This window comes from Nocardia sp. 149-1B, from assembly GCF_057747975.1.
This window is the reverse complement of the sequence record NZ_CM173233.1, coordinates 1275579-1292407: the sequence shown is the minus strand read 5'-3', so window position 1 is coordinate 1292407 and position 16829 is coordinate 1275579. Positions and strand designations below refer to the sequence as shown.

The window sequence follows — 16829 nt, the reverse complement described above, 5'->3', positions numbered from 1 at the left end:
ATCTCGCAGAAGTGGCCTGCGAGCACGGGCCAATTCACCTCCACTTCGACAGGACAATCCGATGGCCACGCTGCCCGTCCGGCTGGATCGTGACGCGCCCGGTCCGCTCGGCGTCCAGCTCTCCGGCCGGATCCGCGACCTGGTCGTCGCCGGGACGCTCACCCGCGGCGACCGGCTGCCGAGCAGCAGGGCCCTCGCCACCGAGCTGGGCGTGAGCCGGGCGGTGACCGAGCAGGCCTACGAGCAGCTGCTCGCCGAGGGCTGGCTGGTCGCCCGCCGCGGCTCGGGCACCTACGTCGCTTCGGCCGGTGCGGTTCCCGGCGTCGTGCCGACCCGGCGCCGGGCGCACCCGGCGGCGGACCTGGTCCGGCTCGACGCGGGCACCCCCTGGATCGACCCGCGGCACGCGGCCGGGTGGCGCCGGGCCTGGCGAGAGGTCTCGGTGGCCCAGCCGCCGCGGGGGTACGACGACCCGCGCGGCATCCCCGAGCTGCGCGCCACCCTGGTCGACCGGCTGGCGCGGACCCGCGGCCTGGCAGTCGACCCCGACGAGGTCACGGTCGTCAACGGCACCACCGACGGGCTGCGCCACCTGCTGACCGTGCTCCCCCCCGGCCCGGTGGCCCTGGAGGACCCGGGGTACCGCGCTGCGGTCGAGACGGTCCGCGGCGTCGGCCGCGAGGTGCGCGACCTGCCGGCGCTCGCCCCGGTGACCGACCTCGCGGACGTGGCCGCGGCGTACGTCACCCCCGCCCACCAGCACCCGCTGGGCCGGGTGATGCCGGGCACCGACCGGGTCGTCCTGCTCGACGCGGCTCGCTCGGCCGGCGCGCTCGTGGTCGAGGACGACTACGACTCGGAGTTCCGCTACGACGTCGCGCCGGTCCCGGCCCTGGCCAGCCTGGACCGCGGACGGGTCGCCTACCTGGGGACGGCGGCCAAGTCCGTCGCCCCGTCGCTGCGCCTCGGCTGGCTGGTCGCCCCGCCCGAGGTCGCCGACCGGGTCAACGCACGCCGATGGGTCACCCACGAGGGCGCTCCGTGGCCGGTGCAACGGGCCTACCTGGCGCTGCTGCGCGACGGATACGTCGACAAGGTCGTGCGCACGGCCCGCCGCGTCTACGCCGAGCGGGCACCCCGGGTCGCGGCCGCGCTCGCGCCGTACGCCGAGCTCGCCGGGCCGCTGGCGGGGATGTACTCGACCTGGCTGCTGCCGGGCGAGGACGCGCTCCGGGCCCGCGACGCCGCGCGCCGGGCGGGCTTCGAGGTGAACCTGCTCGCGGACTACTGCCGGTCCGCGACGCTCACCGGACTGGTCGTGGGGTTCGGCGGGGTCACCGACGACGAGCTCGACCGGGCTCTGGCCGCGCTGACGTCAGCTCTCTGAGCCGGCGTCCGCGGCCGCAGCGTAGGCCGCCGCCCGCTCGCGCTCGATCTTGACGCCGAGGAAGTAGGCCGTGCCCCACAGCAGCGCGAAGATCGCGCCCAGCAGGAACATCAGCGGGATCACGAACCCGAGACCGACGGCGGCGCCCTGGATCACCCAGCCCAGGCTGTAGGCCCACTCCCCGCGCAGCATCCCGGCGAGCAGCAGGCACGCGACGGCGAGGCCGAGGCCGACGACGAGTGCCGTGGTGGTGTCGACGTCCGCGATCGAGATCATCACCGGGGTGGTGAGGCCGAGCGTGATCGCCTCGAGCGACAGGATCGCCGCGCACATGCCGCGGCGTGGTGACCGCTCGGGGCCGCTCACGGCCGACCTCGTCCCGGGCGCTCCGGCCGGACCAGCAGCGTGCGCGCCTCGCCGACGGTCACCACCGAGCCGGTGACCAGGACGGCGCCGGACCCGAGGCCCTCGCCGAACGCCGCGCCGGCCTCGGCCAGGGTGGCCGCGGCCTCGATGGCCTCCCCCAGGGACGGCGACACCGAGACCCGGTCCTCTCCGAAGACCTCGCGGGCGACGACGGCCAGTCGCTCGGCCGGCAGCGCGCGCTCGGTGGAGTTCTGGGTGCAGACGACGTGGGCCAGGTGCGGCTCGAGGGCGGCGAGCAGCCCTTCGTGGTCCTTGTCGGCCATCACCCCGACCACCCCGATCAGGGGGTGGAACGTGAAGGAGTCCTCGAGGGCGGCGCCGAGCGCCTCGGCGCCGTGCGGGTTGTGCGCCGCGTCGAGGACGACGGTCGGGCTGCGGCGCACTATCTCGAGGCGTCCCGGCGAGGTCACCTCGGCGAACGCCGCGCGCACGACGTCCGCGTCGAGCACCTGGCTCTGCTCGCTGCTGGCGACGAACGCCTCGACCGCTGCCAGCGCGATCGCCGCGTTCTGCGCCTGGTGGGCGCCGTACAGCGGCAGGAAGACGTCCTCGTAGGTCGCGCGCAGCCCCCGGAGCGTCAGCACCTGCCCACCGACGGCCGGCACGCGTGAGGTCACCCCGAAGTCGAGGCCCTCGCGGACCACGCTCGCGCCGACCTCGGCCACCCGCTGGAGGAGCACCTCGGCGACCTCGGGCGACTGATCGGCGAGCACCGCGATGGTGCCGGGCTTGATGATGCCGGCCTTCTCCCCCGCGATCGCTGTCGGCGTCCCGCCGAGGTACGCCGCGTGGTCGACCGCGACCGGCAGCACCACGGCGACCGCGGCGTCGACGACGTTGGTGGCGTCCCACGACCCACCCATGCCGACCTCGACGACGGCGACGTCGACGGGCGCGTCCGCGAACGCGGCGTACCCCATCGCCACGACCGTCTCGAAGAACGACAGGGGGTGCTCCTGATCCTCGTCGACGATCTGGAGGTACGGCGCGACGTCGTTGAACGCGCGCACGAACTCCTCGTCGCTCAGCGGCTCGCCGTCGACCGAGATCCGCTCACTCATCCGCTCGACGTGCGGGCTGGTGAACCGGCCGGTGCGCAGGTCGAGCGCGCGCAGCAGCGTGTCGATCATCCGCGAGGTCGAGGTCTTGCCGTTGGTGCCGGTCAGGTGGATCACCGGGTAGCCCGACTGCGGGTCGCCGAGCACCTCGGTCAGCGCCCGGATCCGGTCGAGCGAAGGCTCCAGGCGGGTCTCCGGCCAGCGGGACAGCAGGGCGTCCTCGGCCTCCGCGAAGGTCTTGGCCAGTCGGGGTGCTTCGGGCGTCTCGCTGGAGGTGTCGCTCATGGTGCTCCGAGTCTAGGGATGCCGGAACGGATGACAGGAAATGGAACAGGTTCTAGGTTGCTCGGCATGAGAACCACGGTGGCGGTCGTCAACGGTCCCGGCGAGGAGTTCGTGCTCGAGGAGGTGGAGGTCGACGGGCCGCGCGCCGACGAGGTGCTGGTGCGCATCGTCGCCACCGGCCTGTGCCACACCGACCTGTCGCTGCGCGACACCCTGCCCGCCGAGATGTTCCCTCGCGTGTTCGGCCACGAGGGTGCGGGCGTCGTGGAGGAGGTCGGCGCCGACGTGACCGGCATCGGCGTCGGCGACCACGTCGTGCTGAGCCTCGCGTCGTGCCGCGAGTGCGCGAAGTGTCAGGCCGGCCGGGCGGGCTACTGCGAGCAGACTCTGATGCTCAACTACATGGGCTTCCGGATGGACGGATCGACGTCCTACACGCGCGAGGCCGGGCCGGTCTACGGACACTTCTTCGGCCAGTCGTCGTTCGCCCAGCACGCGGTGGCGCTGGCCTCCAGCGTCGTCGTGGTCGACCCCGAGCTCGACCTGACCCGGATCGCGCCGTACGGCTGCGGGTTCATGGCCGGGTCGGGGTCGGTGCTCAACGTGGCGCAGCCCCAGGCCGGGGACAGCGTCGTCGTGTACGGCGTGGGCGCGGTCGGCCTGGCCGCGGTGGCCGCGGCGCGGGCACGTGGGGTCGAGACCGTCGTGGCGGTGGACCTGCAACCGAGCCGGCTCTCCGCGGCCGAGAAGCTCGGTGCCGTGGGCGTCAACCCCACTGAGCTCGGCGAGACGACCGTCGTCGACAAGGTCAAGGAGCTGACCGGCGGCGGGGCGTCGTACGCCATCGAGACCACGGCGGTGCCCTCGGTGCTCACCGATGCCGCCAGGTCGCTGGGCGTCCAGGGCACGCTCGTCGTGCTCGGGCTGGACATGAGCCGACCGGAGTTCCCCGTCGACGCGATCGACCTGCTCCAGAACGGCAAGATCGTCCGCGGCTCGGTCGAGGGCGACTCCGACCCGCTGGAGATGGTGCCGCGGATGCTGCGGATGAACGCCGCCGGCGAGCTGCCCCTCGACGACCTCGTCACGACCTACCCGTTCACCGAGATCAACACCGCGATCGCCGACGTGCTCGCCGGCAGGGTCGTCAAGCCGGTCCTGGTGTGGTGAGACGTTGACCCGCCCGAGACTCTCGGGCGGGTCAACGTCTAGTCGACCACGAGGTTGACCATGTCGAGGACCGGCTCGTAGCCCAGCGCCTGGTAGATCCGGTTCGACGTCGGGTTGGCCTGGTCGGTGAACAGGCAGCAGCGCACACCCTGCTCGACGTACTGGCGCGAGATCTCGGCGACCGCGGCGCTGGCGTAGCCCCGGCCGCGGTGCCCGACGGGCGTGTAGACCGGGCCGATCCGGGTGACGCCGTGCGCCGGTGGGTTGGCACCGGTGAGGTGGACCCGCTCGCCGTGCTCGTCCTCCCAGAGCCAGATCACGCCCTGATCGATGCGCAGCTGCACCTCCTCCAGCGTGAGGACGGGGCCCTGGTGGGGCTCGTCGCGGCCGGCCTGCTCGGCGGCGGCCATGCCGAACGCGTCGAACCAGGCCTGGACGAGCTCGGCGTCGTCGTCGGCGGCATGGCGCAACCGGCCCGGGGGGCTGGCAGGGGCGACGAGCTCACCGAGCTCGAACAGTCGCAGGTGCTCGTGGACCCGGACCTCTCCCCCGGCGAGCCGGGCGACCTCCTCGGCGACCAGGCGGGCCGCGGGCAGCGCGCCGTTCACGCCGGTCACCGCCTCGCCCCGCTCGTGCAGGAGCCGGGCGAGCCGCACGGCCGCGTCACCAGGCATCGGCAGCACGTAGACCGGATGGGGCTCGAACGGCGCGGTCCGCATCGCGACCCCCACGACGACGCCGTCCTCGTCGCGCGCGACCGCCCACCAGCGAGGGTGCTCGCCGCGCGGCAGGCCCCGCTCGTCGGCCTCGATGATCCGCTCGGTCACCGATGCGATCACCGTGCTGACCACCGGGTCGGCGGCGAGGTGGTCGGTGGCCGCGGCGAGGAACGCGGCCGGGTCGTCGGTGAGCTCGAGGTCGTGCGCCATGGGAGGAAGTCAGCCAGTCGCGTGCCACTCGTCACAACCGGTTTCTCCCGCGAGACGGCCTGACCCTAGGATTTCCTCCATGACCGACACGCAGGCTGACCAGGCACCGGAGACGACGACCGCCCCGCAGGTCGCCGTAGCCGTACCCGACAAGCCTGCCCTCGAGGGCCTCGAGGCCACCTGGAGCGAGCGGTGGCGGGCCCAGGACACCTACGCGTTCGACCGCACCCAGCCGCGCGAGAACGTCTACTCCATCGACACCCCGCCGCCGACCGTGAGCGGCAGCCTGCACGTCGGGCACGTGTTCTCCTACACCCACACCGACCTGGTCGCCCGCTTCCAGCGGATGCGCGGCAAGTCGGTGTTCTACCCGATGGGCTGGGACGACAACGGGCTGCCGACCGAGCGCCGGGTGCAGAACTACTACGGCGTGCGCTGCGACCCCTCGCTGCCCTACGACCCCGACTTCACCCCGCCCGAGAAGCCCGACGCCAAGAAGCAGGTGCCGATCAGCCGGCCCAACTTCATCGCGCTGTGCGAGGAGCTGGTCCAGCAGGACGAGCAGGTCTTCGAGCAGCTCTGGCGCACCCTCGGCCTCTCCGTCGACTGGAGCCAGCACTACACGACGATCGGCAGCAAGGCCCGCACGGTCAGCCAGCGTGCGTTCCTGCGCAACTTCGCCCGCGGCGAGGCCTACCTGCAGGAGGCCCCCACGCTCTGGGACGTCACGTTCCAGACCGCGGTCGCGCAGGCCGAGCTGGAGGCGCGCGAGTACGCCGGCGCCTACCACCGGGTGGCGTTCCACCAGGCTGACGGCTCCCCGGTCTTCATCGAGACGACCCGCCCCGAGCTGATCCCCTCGGTGGTTGCGTTGATCGCCCACCCCGACGACGAGCGCTACCAGCCACTGTTCGGCACCACGGTCACCAGCCCGGTGTTCGGCGTCGAGATCCCCGTGCTCGCCCACCCGCTGGCGGAGATGGACAAGGGTGCCGGCATCGCGATGTGCTGCACGTTCGGCGACCTGACCGACGTGACGTGGTGGCGCGAGCTGCAGCTGCCGGTCCGCACCGTCATCGGCCGCGACGGACGGATGTCCCGCGAGACCCCCGAGTGGCTCGCCCACGAGCCCGCGGCGTCGGCGTACGAGGACCTCAAGGGCAAGACCGCGTTCTCCGCCCGCGAGGCCGTCGTCGCCAAGCTGCGCGAGACCGGCGACCTGGACGGGGAGCCCAAGCCCACTCAGCGGATGACGAACTTCTACGAGAAGGGCGACAAGCCGCTCGAGATCGTCGCCACCCGGCAGTGGTACATCCGCAACGGCGGCCGCGACACGGCCGTGCGCGAGGAGATGATCGCCCGCGGCGCCGAGATCGACTGGGTGCCCGGCCACATGAAGCACCGCTACGACAACTGGGTCGGCGGCCTCAACGGCGACTGGCTGATCTCACGTCAGCGGTTCTTCGGCATCCCGTTCCCGGTGTGGTACCCCCTCGACGCCGAGGGCGAGCCCGACTACGACCACCCGCTGCTCCCCCGTGAGAACGAGCTGCCGGTCGACCCGTCGACGATGGCGCCCGGCGGCTACACCGAGGACCAGCGCGGCAAGCCGGGTGGCTTCATCGGTGACCCCGACGTGATGGACACCTGGGCGACCTCCTCGCTCACCCCGCAGATCGCCGGAGGTTGGGAGACCGACCCCGACCTGTGGTCGCGGGTCTTCCCCATGGACCTCTGCACCCAGGCGCACGACATCATCCGCACCTGGCTGTTCTCGCGCGTGGTCCGCGCGCACTTCGAGAACCACGCCGCGCCCTGGTCCCACGCACTGGTCTCCGGGTTCATCCTCGACCCCGACCGCAAGAAGATGTCGAAGTCCAAGGGCAACGTCGTCGTGCCGACCGAGATCCTCGACAAGTACGGCGCGGACGCGGTCCGCTGGCGCGCCGCGATGGCGCGACCGGGCCTGGACTCGCCGTTCGACGAGACCCAGATGAAGGTCGGCCGCCGGCTGGCGATGAAGGTGCTCAACGCCTCGAAGTTCGTGCTCGGCGGCGTGGGCGCGACCAGCCTCAACGCCTTCGAGGTCTCCGAGCCGATCGATTGCGCGCTCCTGGGCCGGCTCGGCGAGGTCATCACCAAGGCGACGGACGCGTTCGACGCCTACGACTACACGACCGCGCTCGAGACCGTGGAGAAGTTCTTCTGGGAGTTCTGCGACGACTACCTCGAGCTGGTCAAGGAGCGTGCCTACGACACGGACGGCGGTGCCGCCACCGCGTCCGCCAAGGCCGCCCTCGCGCTGGCGCTGCACGCCCAGCTCCGGCTGCTCGCGCCGTTCCTGCCCTACGTGACCGAGGAGGTCTGGTCGTGGTGGCAGGAGGGCTCCATCCACCACGCCACCTGGCCGACCGTCCTCGAGCTCGGCTCGGCCGCGGCCGCCGACGCCTCGACGATGGAGGCGGTGGCCGCTGCGCTGATCGGCATCCGCGGCGCGAAGTCGAACGCCAAGGTCTCCATGCGCGCCGAGCTGTCCCGGGTCGAGATCCGCGGCCCGCAGACCCTGGTCAGCGCGGCCGAGCAGGCCGCCGACGACCTGCGCAAGACGGGCAAGATCACCGGCGACCTGGTGTTCACCGTCGACGAGTCGGCCACCGAGCTCAGCGTGGACGCGGAGCTGGCCCCGACCGAGTAGCGCCTAGCGCCGGCCGGCTACCGGTCGGCGCGGTGGTAGTGGCCCCGGCCGTGGTCGCCGTGCCCGCTGTGTCCGTGCTCGCCACGGCCGTGGTCGCCGTGTCCGTGGTCGCCGTGGCGGTGGTCGCCGTGCCCCTGGACGTGCTCGGCATGGGGTCCGGCGTGGCCGGCAGCACCGGGCACCGTCGCGCCATGGCCGTGGCTGCGTCCGTGATCACCACGATCTCCGTGGTGTCCGCGGTGGCCGTGGTGGTCGTGGTGGCCGCGCGGACCGTGGTCACCCACCCAGTCGGCGCGCCAGTCGTTGCCGTCGCGGGGACCGGGGGTGGCGACGGGCGTCGGCACCACGGCGCCCGCGTCCTCGTCGCCGTCCTGGCCCTCGTCCTCGCCGTCGTTCTTGCCCTGGCCCTTGCCCGGGCCCGAGGTGGAGTCGTCGGAGCCATCGGTGCTGGCTGGGTCGTCGCTGGACTGGTCCGCACCCGAGACGACGTCCCCGACCACGACGCCCGCGACCTGCGGCTGCGGTCCCCCGGCGCCCGGCCCGGTGGTCTCGTGACCCGTCGTGGCGTGTCCGGGGACGAGTCCCGACCAGGGGGACGTCGACCCGCCCGAGGAACCCACCAGTGGAGCGGCGGCCTCGGTCACCGGCTCGAGCTCCGGCTCCATCACGCCGTCCGGGTGCAGCAGGGTCGCCTGGATCACGTGCTGCCCGGCGATGCCGCCGAGGCCCGCGCGCAGCCACCCCTGGGCGGCCTCGCTGCGAGCCATGTGCACCATCATCAGCGCACACGCGACCGACACGACCGTGAAGGCCACCAGGGGTGGCTTGTGGTCGAGGAAGAGGCGGGACTTGCGTCGGGCGTTCATCGGGCCCGAGTCTTCCGGGCCGGCCCGCCTCTCACCAAGCCCTGGAGGCCCTCCGGGGACGATATGACCCGAAGGGACTAGGCGGGCTAGTCAGGGTGGGCCAGGGGTGGGCGTGCTGCTTTGCATCCGGGGTGGGTGCTGGCCGCCACTTCGGTGATCGGTTCGTCACCCGACCCGGAAGACCTCGACACGGCCGTCGCGACCTCGTGCCTCGTCGCGGGCCTTGCTCGATCTCGGCTTTGCGCGCCGGCTACGCCGTCGCGCTACGCCGACTTCTTCTTCTTGGCCTCGGACTCGCGCGGGATCAACGTCGGGGAGACGCCGTCGGTGACGACCTCGCCCGTCACGATGACCCGGGCGATGTCGCCGCGGGAGGGCACGTCGTACATCACGTGGAGGAGGACCTCCTCGATGATCGCGCGCAGGCCGCGGGCGCCGGTGCCGCGCTCGAGCGCGTGGTCGGCGATCGCCTGGATGGCCTCCGGGGTGAACTCCAGCTCGACGCCGTCGAGCTCGAAGAGCTTCTGGTACTGCTTGACCAGCGCGTTGCGCGGCTCGGTGAGGATCTGGACCAGAGCCTCCTGGTCGAGCTTGGTCACGCTCGCGATCAGCGGCAGCCGGCCGATGAACTCGGGGATCAGGCCGAACTTGGTGAGGTCCTCGGGACGCACCAGCGAGAGCAGGTCCTCGGCCTCCTTCTCCGCCTTGCCCCGCACCTCGGCGGTGAAGCCGAGGGTCTTCTTGCCGACCCGCTGCTCGATGATGTGCTCGAGCCCGGCGAACGCGCCGCCCACCACGAACAAGATGTTGGTGGTGTCGATCTGGATGAACTCCTGGTGCGGGTGCTTGCGGCCGCCCTGCGGCGGCACCGAGGCGGTGGTGCCCTCGATGATCTTCAGCAGCGCCTGCTGGACGCCCTCACCGGACACGTCCCGGGTGATCGAGGGGTTCTCGGCCTTGCGGGCCACCTTGTCGATCTCGTCGATGTAGATGATGCCCGTCTCGGCCTTCTTGACGTCGTAGTCAGCGGCCTGGATGAGCTTGAGGAGGATGTTCTCGACGTCCTCACCGACGTAGCCGGCCTCGGTCAGCGCGGTCGCGTCCGCGATCGCGAACGGCACGTTCAGCATCCGCGCGAGCGTCTGGGCGAGGTAGGTCTTGCCGCAACCAGTCGGGCCGATCACGAGGATGTTGGACTTGGCGACCTCGACGACCTCGTCCTTGCTGTGCTTGCCCGGCCCCGAGGCCCCACCCGGCTGCAGGCCGGCCTGCACCCGCTTGTAGTGGTTGTAGACCGCCACCGCGAGCGACTTCTTCGCCTGCTCCTGGCCGATCACGTAGGAGTTGAGGAACTCGAAGATCTCCTTGGGCTTCGGCAGCTCGTCGAGGCTGACCTCAGCGCCTTCGCTGAGCTCCTCCTCGATGATCTCGTTGCACAGGTCGATGCACTCGTCGCAGATGTAGACGCCGGGGCCCGCGATCAGCTTCTTGACCTGCTTCTGGCTCTTCCCGCAGAACGAGCACTTGAGCAGGTCGCCTCCGTCACCGATACGTGCCACGGGTGGTCATCCTCCGGGTTGTCGAGCTCTGCGGGGCGAGCGCTGGTGCCGAGTGGTGGTGGGATACAGGGGTGGGACGTCTCCGACGGTACCCCGTGCCGCCCCCGGTTGGAGGGCGGACACGAGGAACCCTGCCGAAGACTGGCGGGCGGGTCAGCCGGCCACCGCGGGGGTGCCCTTGAGCGACTGGAGCACGGCATCGATCAGGCCGTACTCGACCGCGCCCTCGGCCGTCAGGATCTTGTCGCGCTCGATGTCGCGGCTGACCTGCTCGAGGTCACGACCGCTGTGGTCGCTGATCATCTTCTCGAGCAGCTCGCGCATGCGCAGGATCTCGTTGGCCTGGATCTCGATGTCGGAGGTCTGGCCGAACGTGCCCTCGGTGTAGGGCTGGTGGATGAGGATCCGGCTGTTCGGCAGGGCCAGCCGCTTGCCGGGGGTGCCCGCCGCGAGCAGGATCGCCGCCGCCGAGGCCGCCTGCCCGATGCACACGGTCTGCACGTCCGGCTTGATGAACTTCATCGTGTCGTAGATCGCCGTCAGCGCGGTGAACGATCCACCGGGGCTGTTGATGTAGATGCTGATGTCCTGGTCGGGGTTCATCGACTGCAGGCACAGCAGCTGGGCGATCACCGCGTTGGCGACGTCGTCGGAGATCGGGGTGCCGAGGTAGATGATGCGGTCCTCGAACAGCTTGGCGTAGGGGTCGATGCGGCGGAAGCCGTACGACGTGCGCTCTTCCCACTGCGGGATGTAGTAGTTCATGTCAGTCCTTCTTGCGGGCCGGACGCCCGTCGTCTGCGGCTTCGCGAGCACTCTTGACCACCTGGTCGACCAGGCCGTACTCCTTGGCCTGGTCGGCGGTGAACCAGCGGTCGCGGTCGGCGTCGTTCTCGATCTGCTCGACGCTCTGGCCGGTGTGCTCGGCGATCAGCTCGAGGAGCACCTTCTTGATGTGGAGCGACTGCTGGGCCTGGATCTTGATGTCCGAGGCCGAGCCGCCCATGCCCGAGGAGGGCTGGTGCATCATGATCCGCGCGTGCGGGAGCGCGTAGCGCTTGCCCTTGGTGCCGGCGCACAGCAGGAACTGGCCCATCGAGGCGGCGAGGCCCATGCCGACCGTCGCCACGTCGTTGGGGATGTAGTTCATGGTGTCGTAGATCGCCATGCCCGCGTCGACCGAGCCTCCCGGCGAGTTGATGTGGAGGAAGATGTCGGCCTCGGGGTCCTCCGCCGAGAGCAGCAGCAGCTGGGCGCAGATCGCGTTGGCGTTCTGGTCGCGCACCTCGGAGCCGAGGAAGATGATCCGCTCGCGCAGCAGCCGCTGGTAGATGTGGTCGTCGAGGACGTTCATGCCCGCGCCGCCGTTGAGCTGTGGGCTGGAGTTCTGGGTCACGAGAGCGACCCTAGCCGGAAGCATCGACACATCCACGGCCAATCCCCCGCTGTTCGCCGACAGCAGATAAGTCAGCGCTCCGCGGCAGCCTTCAGGTGCTCGACGGTGCGGGCCATGCCCTGCTCGAGCTCGTCGGCGTGGCCCTCGCTGCCGCCCAGCGCGAGCGGGGCGAAGAGCTTGCTCATCGCGGTGATCCGGCGCGGGACCGGGCGGCGGTGCACGACCCGGGTGGCGGTGGTGCCCTCGGGGGTCACCTCGGGGACCAGCTCCCAGATCCACCGTGCCCCGCTGGACGTGGTGTCCCAGGCGACCATCCGCCCGGGTTCGAGGGCCGACACCACGTTGCGGGTGGGCCAGACGGCGGCCTTGCGGCGGTTGACGCCGAGGTACCACTGTCCGACCCGCAGCCCGCCCGGCTTGAGCGGCACCATCCGGACCAGCTCGGGGCTCCACTCCGGCATCCGGGCGAAGTCGGTGAGCAGCGACCAGACCCGCTCCGGCGGCGCGTGGACGACGGCCTCGGCGCGCAGCTCGCGATCGGCGGGTCCGCTCATGCGAGCCAGTCTCGCAGAGCCCGGTGGACCTCGGGGTGGTTGAGCAGCCCGAAGTGGTCGGTGCGCCCCACGTGCAGCACGTCGGCGCCCGGGAAGAGGTGCCGGCCGTGCCGGTCGCGGCCGTACGCCGAGGGCACCCGCACCAGCAGGTCCCCGACGACGTGGCCGACCGGGTGCCGCGGCCGGGCCGTCACGGTCGCCGCGACCAACCGGTAGCGCGCGTGGGGCAGCGGCGGCACGTCCTCGGCCAGACCGGCCACCAGGTCGTGGACGCCCCTGGAGCGCCGGTCGAGGATGCGCCCGAACGCCGCCGTCTCGGGGCGCCGGCCCAACCCGCGGCTGCCGTGGCCGATGCCGCGGGCGATCGGGGCGCCGAGGTGCGGTGTCCCGAGCGTGACCACGTCGGACACCAGGTCGGTCCACGGCTGCTCGACCCCGTGCGCGACCGCACCCGCGGCGCGCAGGATCAGCCCGCCCATCGAGTGGCCCACCAGCGCGATCCGGCGTACGGGCACCGGCCACTCCTCGACCAGGCGTTGGAGCAGCGCCGACAGGGCGACGCCGTTGGCACGCAGCCCGAGGCCGGTGTTGGCGCGCAGGAACGCCGGGGTCCAGCCCTCGCTCGCGAGCATCTCGCCGTACGTCGTGCCGGTCCGCTCGCGCCAGCGGTCCCAGTAGGACTCGTTCTCGCACAACCCGTGCAGGAACAGCACGACGCGACCGGAGGCGTCGGGGAAGGCCTCGGCGAACCCGTCGGCGTCCAGCGGCACGTCGCGGCCGGCGGCCCGGATCGCCATCGGGATCGCCAGGCGCGGACGCTCCTCGACGAGCCGGTCGCCGATCAGCCCGTTGACCGCGGAGCTCACGAAGCGTCCCCGCGGCCCGTCCTCGAGCCGAGGGCCCACGCCGGTCTCCGCGACCCGGCCGAGACCGGCCGACGCCGCCCGCAGGCCGAGGCTGAGGCCGCCACAGACCGCGGTGGTGATCGACCGGCCCGGGTAGCCGCCGAAGCGGTCGGCCCAGGCGTCGTGGGTGTCGCGGACGCTGCCCACGACCAGCTCGTCGACGACCTCCGAGAGCAGGGAGAACGCGTCCAGGTACGTCGGGGCGGGCCCGGCGGCGGGGGTGCTCACCGCGGCAGGGTACCCAAGGAGTGCACGCCTGTGCACTCATCAGAAACCACCCCGGCGCGTCACGACCGTGTGGTTGGATCGCCGCGTGATGGCGCCATGCTCAGGGTGACGCTGCGCGGGTCCGGGCTCCCGACCGTGACCCTCGGCTCGGGCGAGACCCTCCTGTTCGGCCGGGCACCGCACCACGCCCTCCCGGCCTCGGTCACGGACACGCCCGACGCCGACCTGCGCACCACCGCGATCGCGCTGCCCCGGTGCGCGCCCCACGTCTCCCGCCTGCTCGGCGAGCTGGTCGTCGGCGAGGAGATCGCCCGGCTGCGCTGGCACGGCTCGGGCGAGACCCAGGTCTCCAGCCTCTTCGACGCCCCCGGTGGCGCCCGGCGGGTGACGCTCGCCGAGGGGATGTCGCTGCTGCTCGACGAGGGCGAGAACCAGCTGGTCGTGATGCGCGGGCGCCAGACCGGGCCCACGACGTACGACGACCTCGCGATCGTGGTCGAGGTGACGCCCTCCCCCTCCGCGCCCGTGGTCCGGCCCGCAGCGCCCGAGCACGGTGAGCTCGACGCCAGCGTCACCGCCCCCGCTCCGACGCTGCCGCGGGAGTCACGCGAGTGGTACGTCGCGCTCGCGCTCGCCGAGCCGTGGCTCTCGGGCACCGACGACTACCCGCGGCCGCCGTCGAACCGCGAGATCTACGAGCGGGTCCTCCACTGGCACGGTTACGCCTGGAACCTCGAGCGCGCCCAGCGCGTCGACGACGCGATCCGCGTGATCTCCGCGCTGGCCTTCGGGCCCAAGGACGACCCGTTCCGGGCCGGCAGCGGGCGGGCGCAGAACGTGCGGTTCGCGATCGGGCGACGCACCGCGGAGGTCCGGCTGGTCACCGTCGAGGACCTCGAGGCGGTCGAGCGGGCCGCACCCCGGCGGAACGTTCCACCCCCCGCCCCCTAGTCGTCCGCGGGCGTGCGTGCCTACGGTCCGAACGACCGGAGCACCACGACGGACACGCAGGAGACGGACATGAGCCAGAGCATGCAGGGCATGGACACCGAGCACGGCCGCCAGGTCGGACAGAACATGGGCCAGCAGGCCGGGCAGGTCGCCGGGATGGTCGCGAACATCTCGGCGATGATCCAGGGTCTGAAGTGGCAGGGCCCGGACCGCCAGAACTTCGAGAGCGACTGGCACGGCAGCTTCGCCCCCCAGGCCAACAACGCCTCGCAGACCCTGGAGGAGCAGGGCCGGGTGCTGATCTGGCACGCCGACCGCCAGGACGCCGCCAGCAGCTGAGCCCACTTCCCACCTCGACCCGCCCGTCCCCCGGGCGGGTCGAGGTCATTTCGAGGGTGCCCGGCTGGCTGTGGTCATCCCGGGACGTCATACGTTTCGTGCCCTAGAAGGCCCTAGAAGGCTCCATCGGTATGACGTCCCGCGACCAGACCTCGGCGGCATCCCGATAGGTGCGTCTTTGCGGTCCTGGGCGTCGGCGGTCAAGGGCGGCGAAGCGGACCCTTGAGGGCCGACGGCCGGGGCGGACAATCCAGCACCGGGAGGCCGCCGAGCCTCTCGCGCACACCGTCGGCAGGCCGGAACCTTCCACCCGCCCAGCCATCGACGCCGCGACGACACCGTGCCTACGGTCCCGGCAGTGCCACCGACGGGAGGCGGCACCGACAACTACTCGGGACAGGAGCAGCCGATGTCGTTCCTCGGCGCAGACACCGACGAACTCCGCGACGCTGGCAAGGTCTGCCAGGACGGCAAGGAGACCACCGACCAGGTGATCGCCTACCTCAGGGCGCTGATCGCGATCCTCCGCGCGGCGTCGTTCTTCAGCGGCGGCGCGAGCGCGGCCTACGCGACCTACCTCGAGACCGTGGTGGTGCCGTGGCTGCAGAAGATCTCGATGGCGCTGGGGCTGTTCTCGCAGGTCCTCAACGCGAACGCCGAGGCCCAGGACCAGGCGAGCCAGGGCCAGAGCGTCGACTTCGGGTCGCTGCCGACGTACACCCCGCAGGCCGGGGGCGCCGCTGGGGTCCAGCCGTTCAGCGGCTCGATCCTCGGTCCGGTCGGCCAGGCGGTCGCCGCCCTCGGCGCGGTGTCCGCGGCCGTCGACGCGGTCGAGAACATCTTCGACGGCGACGACAGCACCGCCGCCGCGGGGCAGCCGGGCGGCATCACCAGCCCGACGACGATCGGCTCGGCCATCGGCGTCGACGGCAACAACGTCGCGCACGCCGTCGCCGACCGGCCGCACGCGACCGACGGCAGCCACGGGGTCGCCGGCGGGCACGCGATCGGCGGCACGGGTGGCGGTGGCAGCACCGGCGGGGCCGGGGGCGGCTCGGCCGGCGGGTCCGACGCCAGCACGCTCGGGACGAGCAGCATCGGCGGCGTCAACAGCGACGGCACCCCGGCGAGCCACGACTCCGGTTCGATGGCCGGCGGGTTCGGCGGGTCGACGCCGGGCGCCGACTCCCTCGGCACCGCGGGCTCCACCGGCACCGTCGACGCCGCGTCGACCGGCGGCACGGCCCCGTCGTACGGCGCGGCCGCGGGCATCGCCGGCGGCGCCGCGGCCCTGGGCCTCGGTGGAGCGGCGGTCGCCGCACGCGGTGGCGGCGGCAGCGACCCCACGATCGACCGGATCGCCGGCCAGAACGGGCGCGGCAGCAGCGGCTCGGACGTGCGGGAGCTGCAGGAGCGGCTCACGAGCGCGGGCTACGACACCCGCGGCGTCGACGGTCAGTGGGGGCCCAACACCCAGGCGGCGTTCGACGCCTACCGGGCCGAGCACCCGCTGCAGGTCACCCCGGGCAGCGGCTACACCAGCCCGAGCGGCTACGACTACAACCAGATCAGCGGCGTGCGCGGCAACCCGAACGTGACGCCGGAGTTCCTCCGGGCCGTCGAGGGCGTCGCGCAGCGGGTCGGGGCGCAGCCCGAGCACCTGATGGCGGCGATGAGCTTCGAGACCGGCGGTCAGTTCTCCGCCGACGTGCGCAACCCGCACAGCAGCGCGACCGGGCTGATCCAGTTCATGGACAGCACGGCCCGCGGGATGGGCACCACGACCACGGCGCTGTCGCAGATGACCCCCACCGAGCAGCTCACGTACGTCGAGCGCTACTTCGAGCCGTTCCGTGGCCGGCTCGGTGACCTGGAGAGCGTCTACACCTCCATCCTCTCCGGCCACCCGCACGCCGCCGGCGAGACGCTCTTCACCGAGGGCACCCGCGCCTACACCGCGAACGCCCCGCTCGACTTCGACCACGACGGCCGGATCACGACCGACGAGGCCACCTCCGCGGTGCGCAACCGCATGGGGAGCGGCCACTGAGCCATCCGCAGCCGCCCGCACCCACCACCAC

At 72.1% G+C, this 16829-nt stretch carries 15 protein-coding genes; 6 read left to right on the top strand and 9 right to left on the bottom strand.

Features of this window, described 5'->3' with window-relative positions; genetic code table 11:
- Positions 1 to 61: 61 nt before the first annotated feature.
- Entirely contained in the window at positions 62 to 1387 is a 1326-nt protein-coding gene (locus AC3ANS_RS06155) for an aminotransferase-like domain-containing protein (protein WP_488295285.1), read from the top strand.
- Here AC3ANS_RS06155 and AC3ANS_RS06150 read toward each other — a convergent pair.
- Complete coding sequence (locus AC3ANS_RS06150; protein ID WP_488295284.1) at positions 1376 to 1753, bottom strand: DUF4233 domain-containing protein; 378 nt, start codon at positions 1751 to 1753, stop codon at positions 1376 to 1378. The genes AC3ANS_RS06155 and AC3ANS_RS06150 overlap by 12 nt on opposite strands.
- Complete coding sequence (folC, locus tag AC3ANS_RS06145; protein WP_488295283.1) at positions 1750 to 3156, bottom strand: bifunctional tetrahydrofolate synthase/dihydrofolate synthase; 1407 nt, start codon at positions 3154 to 3156, stop codon at positions 1750 to 1752. Before folC ends, AC3ANS_RS06150 begins: the two co-directional genes overlap by 4 nt.
- 66 nt (positions 3157 to 3222) lie before the next feature.
- Between folC and AC3ANS_RS06140 the strand changes: the two genes are divergently transcribed.
- On the top strand, positions 3223 to 4326 hold the full coding sequence (locus tag AC3ANS_RS06140) for an NAD(P)-dependent alcohol dehydrogenase (protein WP_488295282.1): 1104 nt from the start codon (positions 3223 to 3225) through the stop codon (positions 4324 to 4326).
- Positions 4327 to 4364: 38 nt separating this feature from the next.
- Here AC3ANS_RS06140 and AC3ANS_RS06135 read toward each other — a convergent pair whose 3' ends face one another.
- A complete protein-coding gene (locus AC3ANS_RS06135) occupies positions 4365 to 5255 on the bottom strand; it encodes a GNAT family N-acetyltransferase (protein WP_488295281.1) in 891 nt (296 codons plus the stop codon).
- 79 nt (positions 5256 to 5334) lie between these two features.
- On the opposite strand from AC3ANS_RS06135, the gene valS reads away from it, so the two are divergent.
- Positions 5335 to 7950: a valine--tRNA ligase gene (valS, locus tag AC3ANS_RS06130; protein WP_488295280.1), complete on the top strand. Its 2616-nt coding sequence runs from the start codon at positions 5335 to 5337 to the stop codon at positions 7948 to 7950.
- Between the two features lie 17 nt (positions 7951 to 7967).
- On the opposite strand, the gene AC3ANS_RS06125 is transcribed toward valS, so the two are convergent.
- From AC3ANS_RS06125 to AC3ANS_RS06100, 6 genes are all read right to left on the bottom strand, one after another.
- Entirely contained in the window at positions 7968 to 8816 is an 849-nt protein-coding gene (locus AC3ANS_RS06125; protein ID WP_488295279.1) for a hypothetical protein, read from the bottom strand.
- Between the two features lie 263 nt (positions 8817 to 9079).
- The gene (gene clpX, locus AC3ANS_RS06120) at positions 9080 to 10375 is read right to left on the bottom strand and encodes an ATP-dependent Clp protease ATP-binding subunit ClpX (RefSeq protein ID WP_488295278.1); all 1296 of its coding nucleotides are present in this window, start codon (positions 10373 to 10375) and stop codon (positions 9080 to 9082) included.
- Positions 10376 to 10528: 153 nt separating this feature from the next.
- Positions 10529 to 11140: an ATP-dependent Clp protease proteolytic subunit gene (locus AC3ANS_RS06115; RefSeq protein ID WP_488295277.1), complete on the bottom strand. Its 612-nt coding sequence runs from the start codon at positions 11138 to 11140 to the stop codon at positions 10529 to 10531.
- Between the two features lies 1 nt (position 11141).
- A complete protein-coding gene (locus AC3ANS_RS06110) occupies positions 11142 to 11729 on the bottom strand; it encodes an ATP-dependent Clp protease proteolytic subunit (protein ID WP_488296436.1) in 588 nt (195 codons plus the stop codon).
- 113 nt (positions 11730 to 11842) lie between these two features.
- Entirely contained in the window at positions 11843 to 12325 is a 483-nt protein-coding gene (locus AC3ANS_RS06105; RefSeq protein ID WP_488295276.1) for an SRPBCC family protein, read from the bottom strand.
- Complete coding sequence (locus tag AC3ANS_RS06100; protein WP_488295275.1) at positions 12322 to 13458, bottom strand: lipase family alpha/beta hydrolase; 1137 nt, start codon at positions 13456 to 13458, stop codon at positions 12322 to 12324. The genes AC3ANS_RS06105 and AC3ANS_RS06100 overlap by 4 nt, the downstream gene beginning before the upstream one ends.
- Positions 13459 to 13554: 96 nt before the next feature.
- Between AC3ANS_RS06100 and AC3ANS_RS06095 the strand changes: the two genes are divergently transcribed.
- From AC3ANS_RS06095 to AC3ANS_RS06085, 3 genes are all read left to right on the top strand, one after another.
- Positions 13555 to 14409, top strand: a complete 855-nt coding sequence (locus AC3ANS_RS06095) for a hypothetical protein (protein WP_488295274.1) — start codon at positions 13555 to 13557, stop codon at positions 14407 to 14409.
- Between the two features lie 69 nt (positions 14410 to 14478).
- A complete protein-coding gene (locus AC3ANS_RS06090; RefSeq protein WP_488295273.1) occupies positions 14479 to 14748 on the top strand; it encodes a hypothetical protein in 270 nt (89 codons plus the stop codon).
- A gap of 358 nt (positions 14749 to 15106) precedes the next feature.
- Positions 15107 to 16798 carry a peptidoglycan-binding domain-containing protein gene (locus tag AC3ANS_RS06085; protein WP_488295272.1) on the top strand — a complete coding sequence of 564 codons (1692 nt, stop codon included), beginning with the start codon at positions 15107 to 15109 and terminating at the stop codon, positions 16796 to 16798.
- The last annotated feature ends 31 nt before the right edge of the window (positions 16799 to 16829 follow it).

Excerpts from the sequence above, each read along its gene's own strand:
- AC3ANS_RS06155 (WP_488295285.1), top strand. The coding sequence starts at position 62 with ATGGCCACGCTGCCCGTCCGGCTGGATCGTGACGCGCCCGGTCCGCTC.
- folC (WP_488295283.1), bottom strand. The coding sequence starts at position 3,156 with ATGAGCGACACCTCCAGCGAGACGCCCGAAGCACCCCGACTGGCCAAG.
- AC3ANS_RS06140 (WP_488295282.1), top strand. The coding sequence starts at position 3,223 with ATGAGAACCACGGTGGCGGTCGTCAACGGTCCCGGCGAGGAGTTCGTG.
- AC3ANS_RS06135 (WP_488295281.1), bottom strand. The coding sequence starts at position 5,255 with ATGGCGCACGACCTCGAGCTCACCGACGACCCGGCCGCGTTCCTCGCC.
- valS (WP_488295280.1), top strand. The coding sequence starts at position 5,335 with ATGACCGACACGCAGGCTGACCAGGCACCGGAGACGACGACCGCCCCG.
- AC3ANS_RS06125 (WP_488295279.1), bottom strand. The coding sequence starts at position 8,816 with ATGAACGCCCGACGCAAGTCCCGCCTCTTCCTCGACCACAAGCCACCC.
- AC3ANS_RS06115 (WP_488295277.1), bottom strand. The coding sequence starts at position 11,140 with ATGAACTACTACATCCCGCAGTGGGAAGAGCGCACGTCGTACGGCTTC.
- AC3ANS_RS06110 (WP_488296436.1), bottom strand. The coding sequence starts at position 11,729 with ATGAACGTCCTCGACGACCACATCTACCAGCGGCTGCTGCGCGAGCGG.
- AC3ANS_RS06105 (WP_488295276.1), bottom strand. The coding sequence starts at position 12,325 with ATGAGCGGACCCGCCGATCGCGAGCTGCGCGCCGAGGCCGTCGTCCAC.
- AC3ANS_RS06095 (WP_488295274.1), top strand. The coding sequence starts at position 13,555 with ATGCTCAGGGTGACGCTGCGCGGGTCCGGGCTCCCGACCGTGACCCTC.
- AC3ANS_RS06090 (WP_488295273.1), top strand. The coding sequence starts at position 14,479 with ATGAGCCAGAGCATGCAGGGCATGGACACCGAGCACGGCCGCCAGGTC.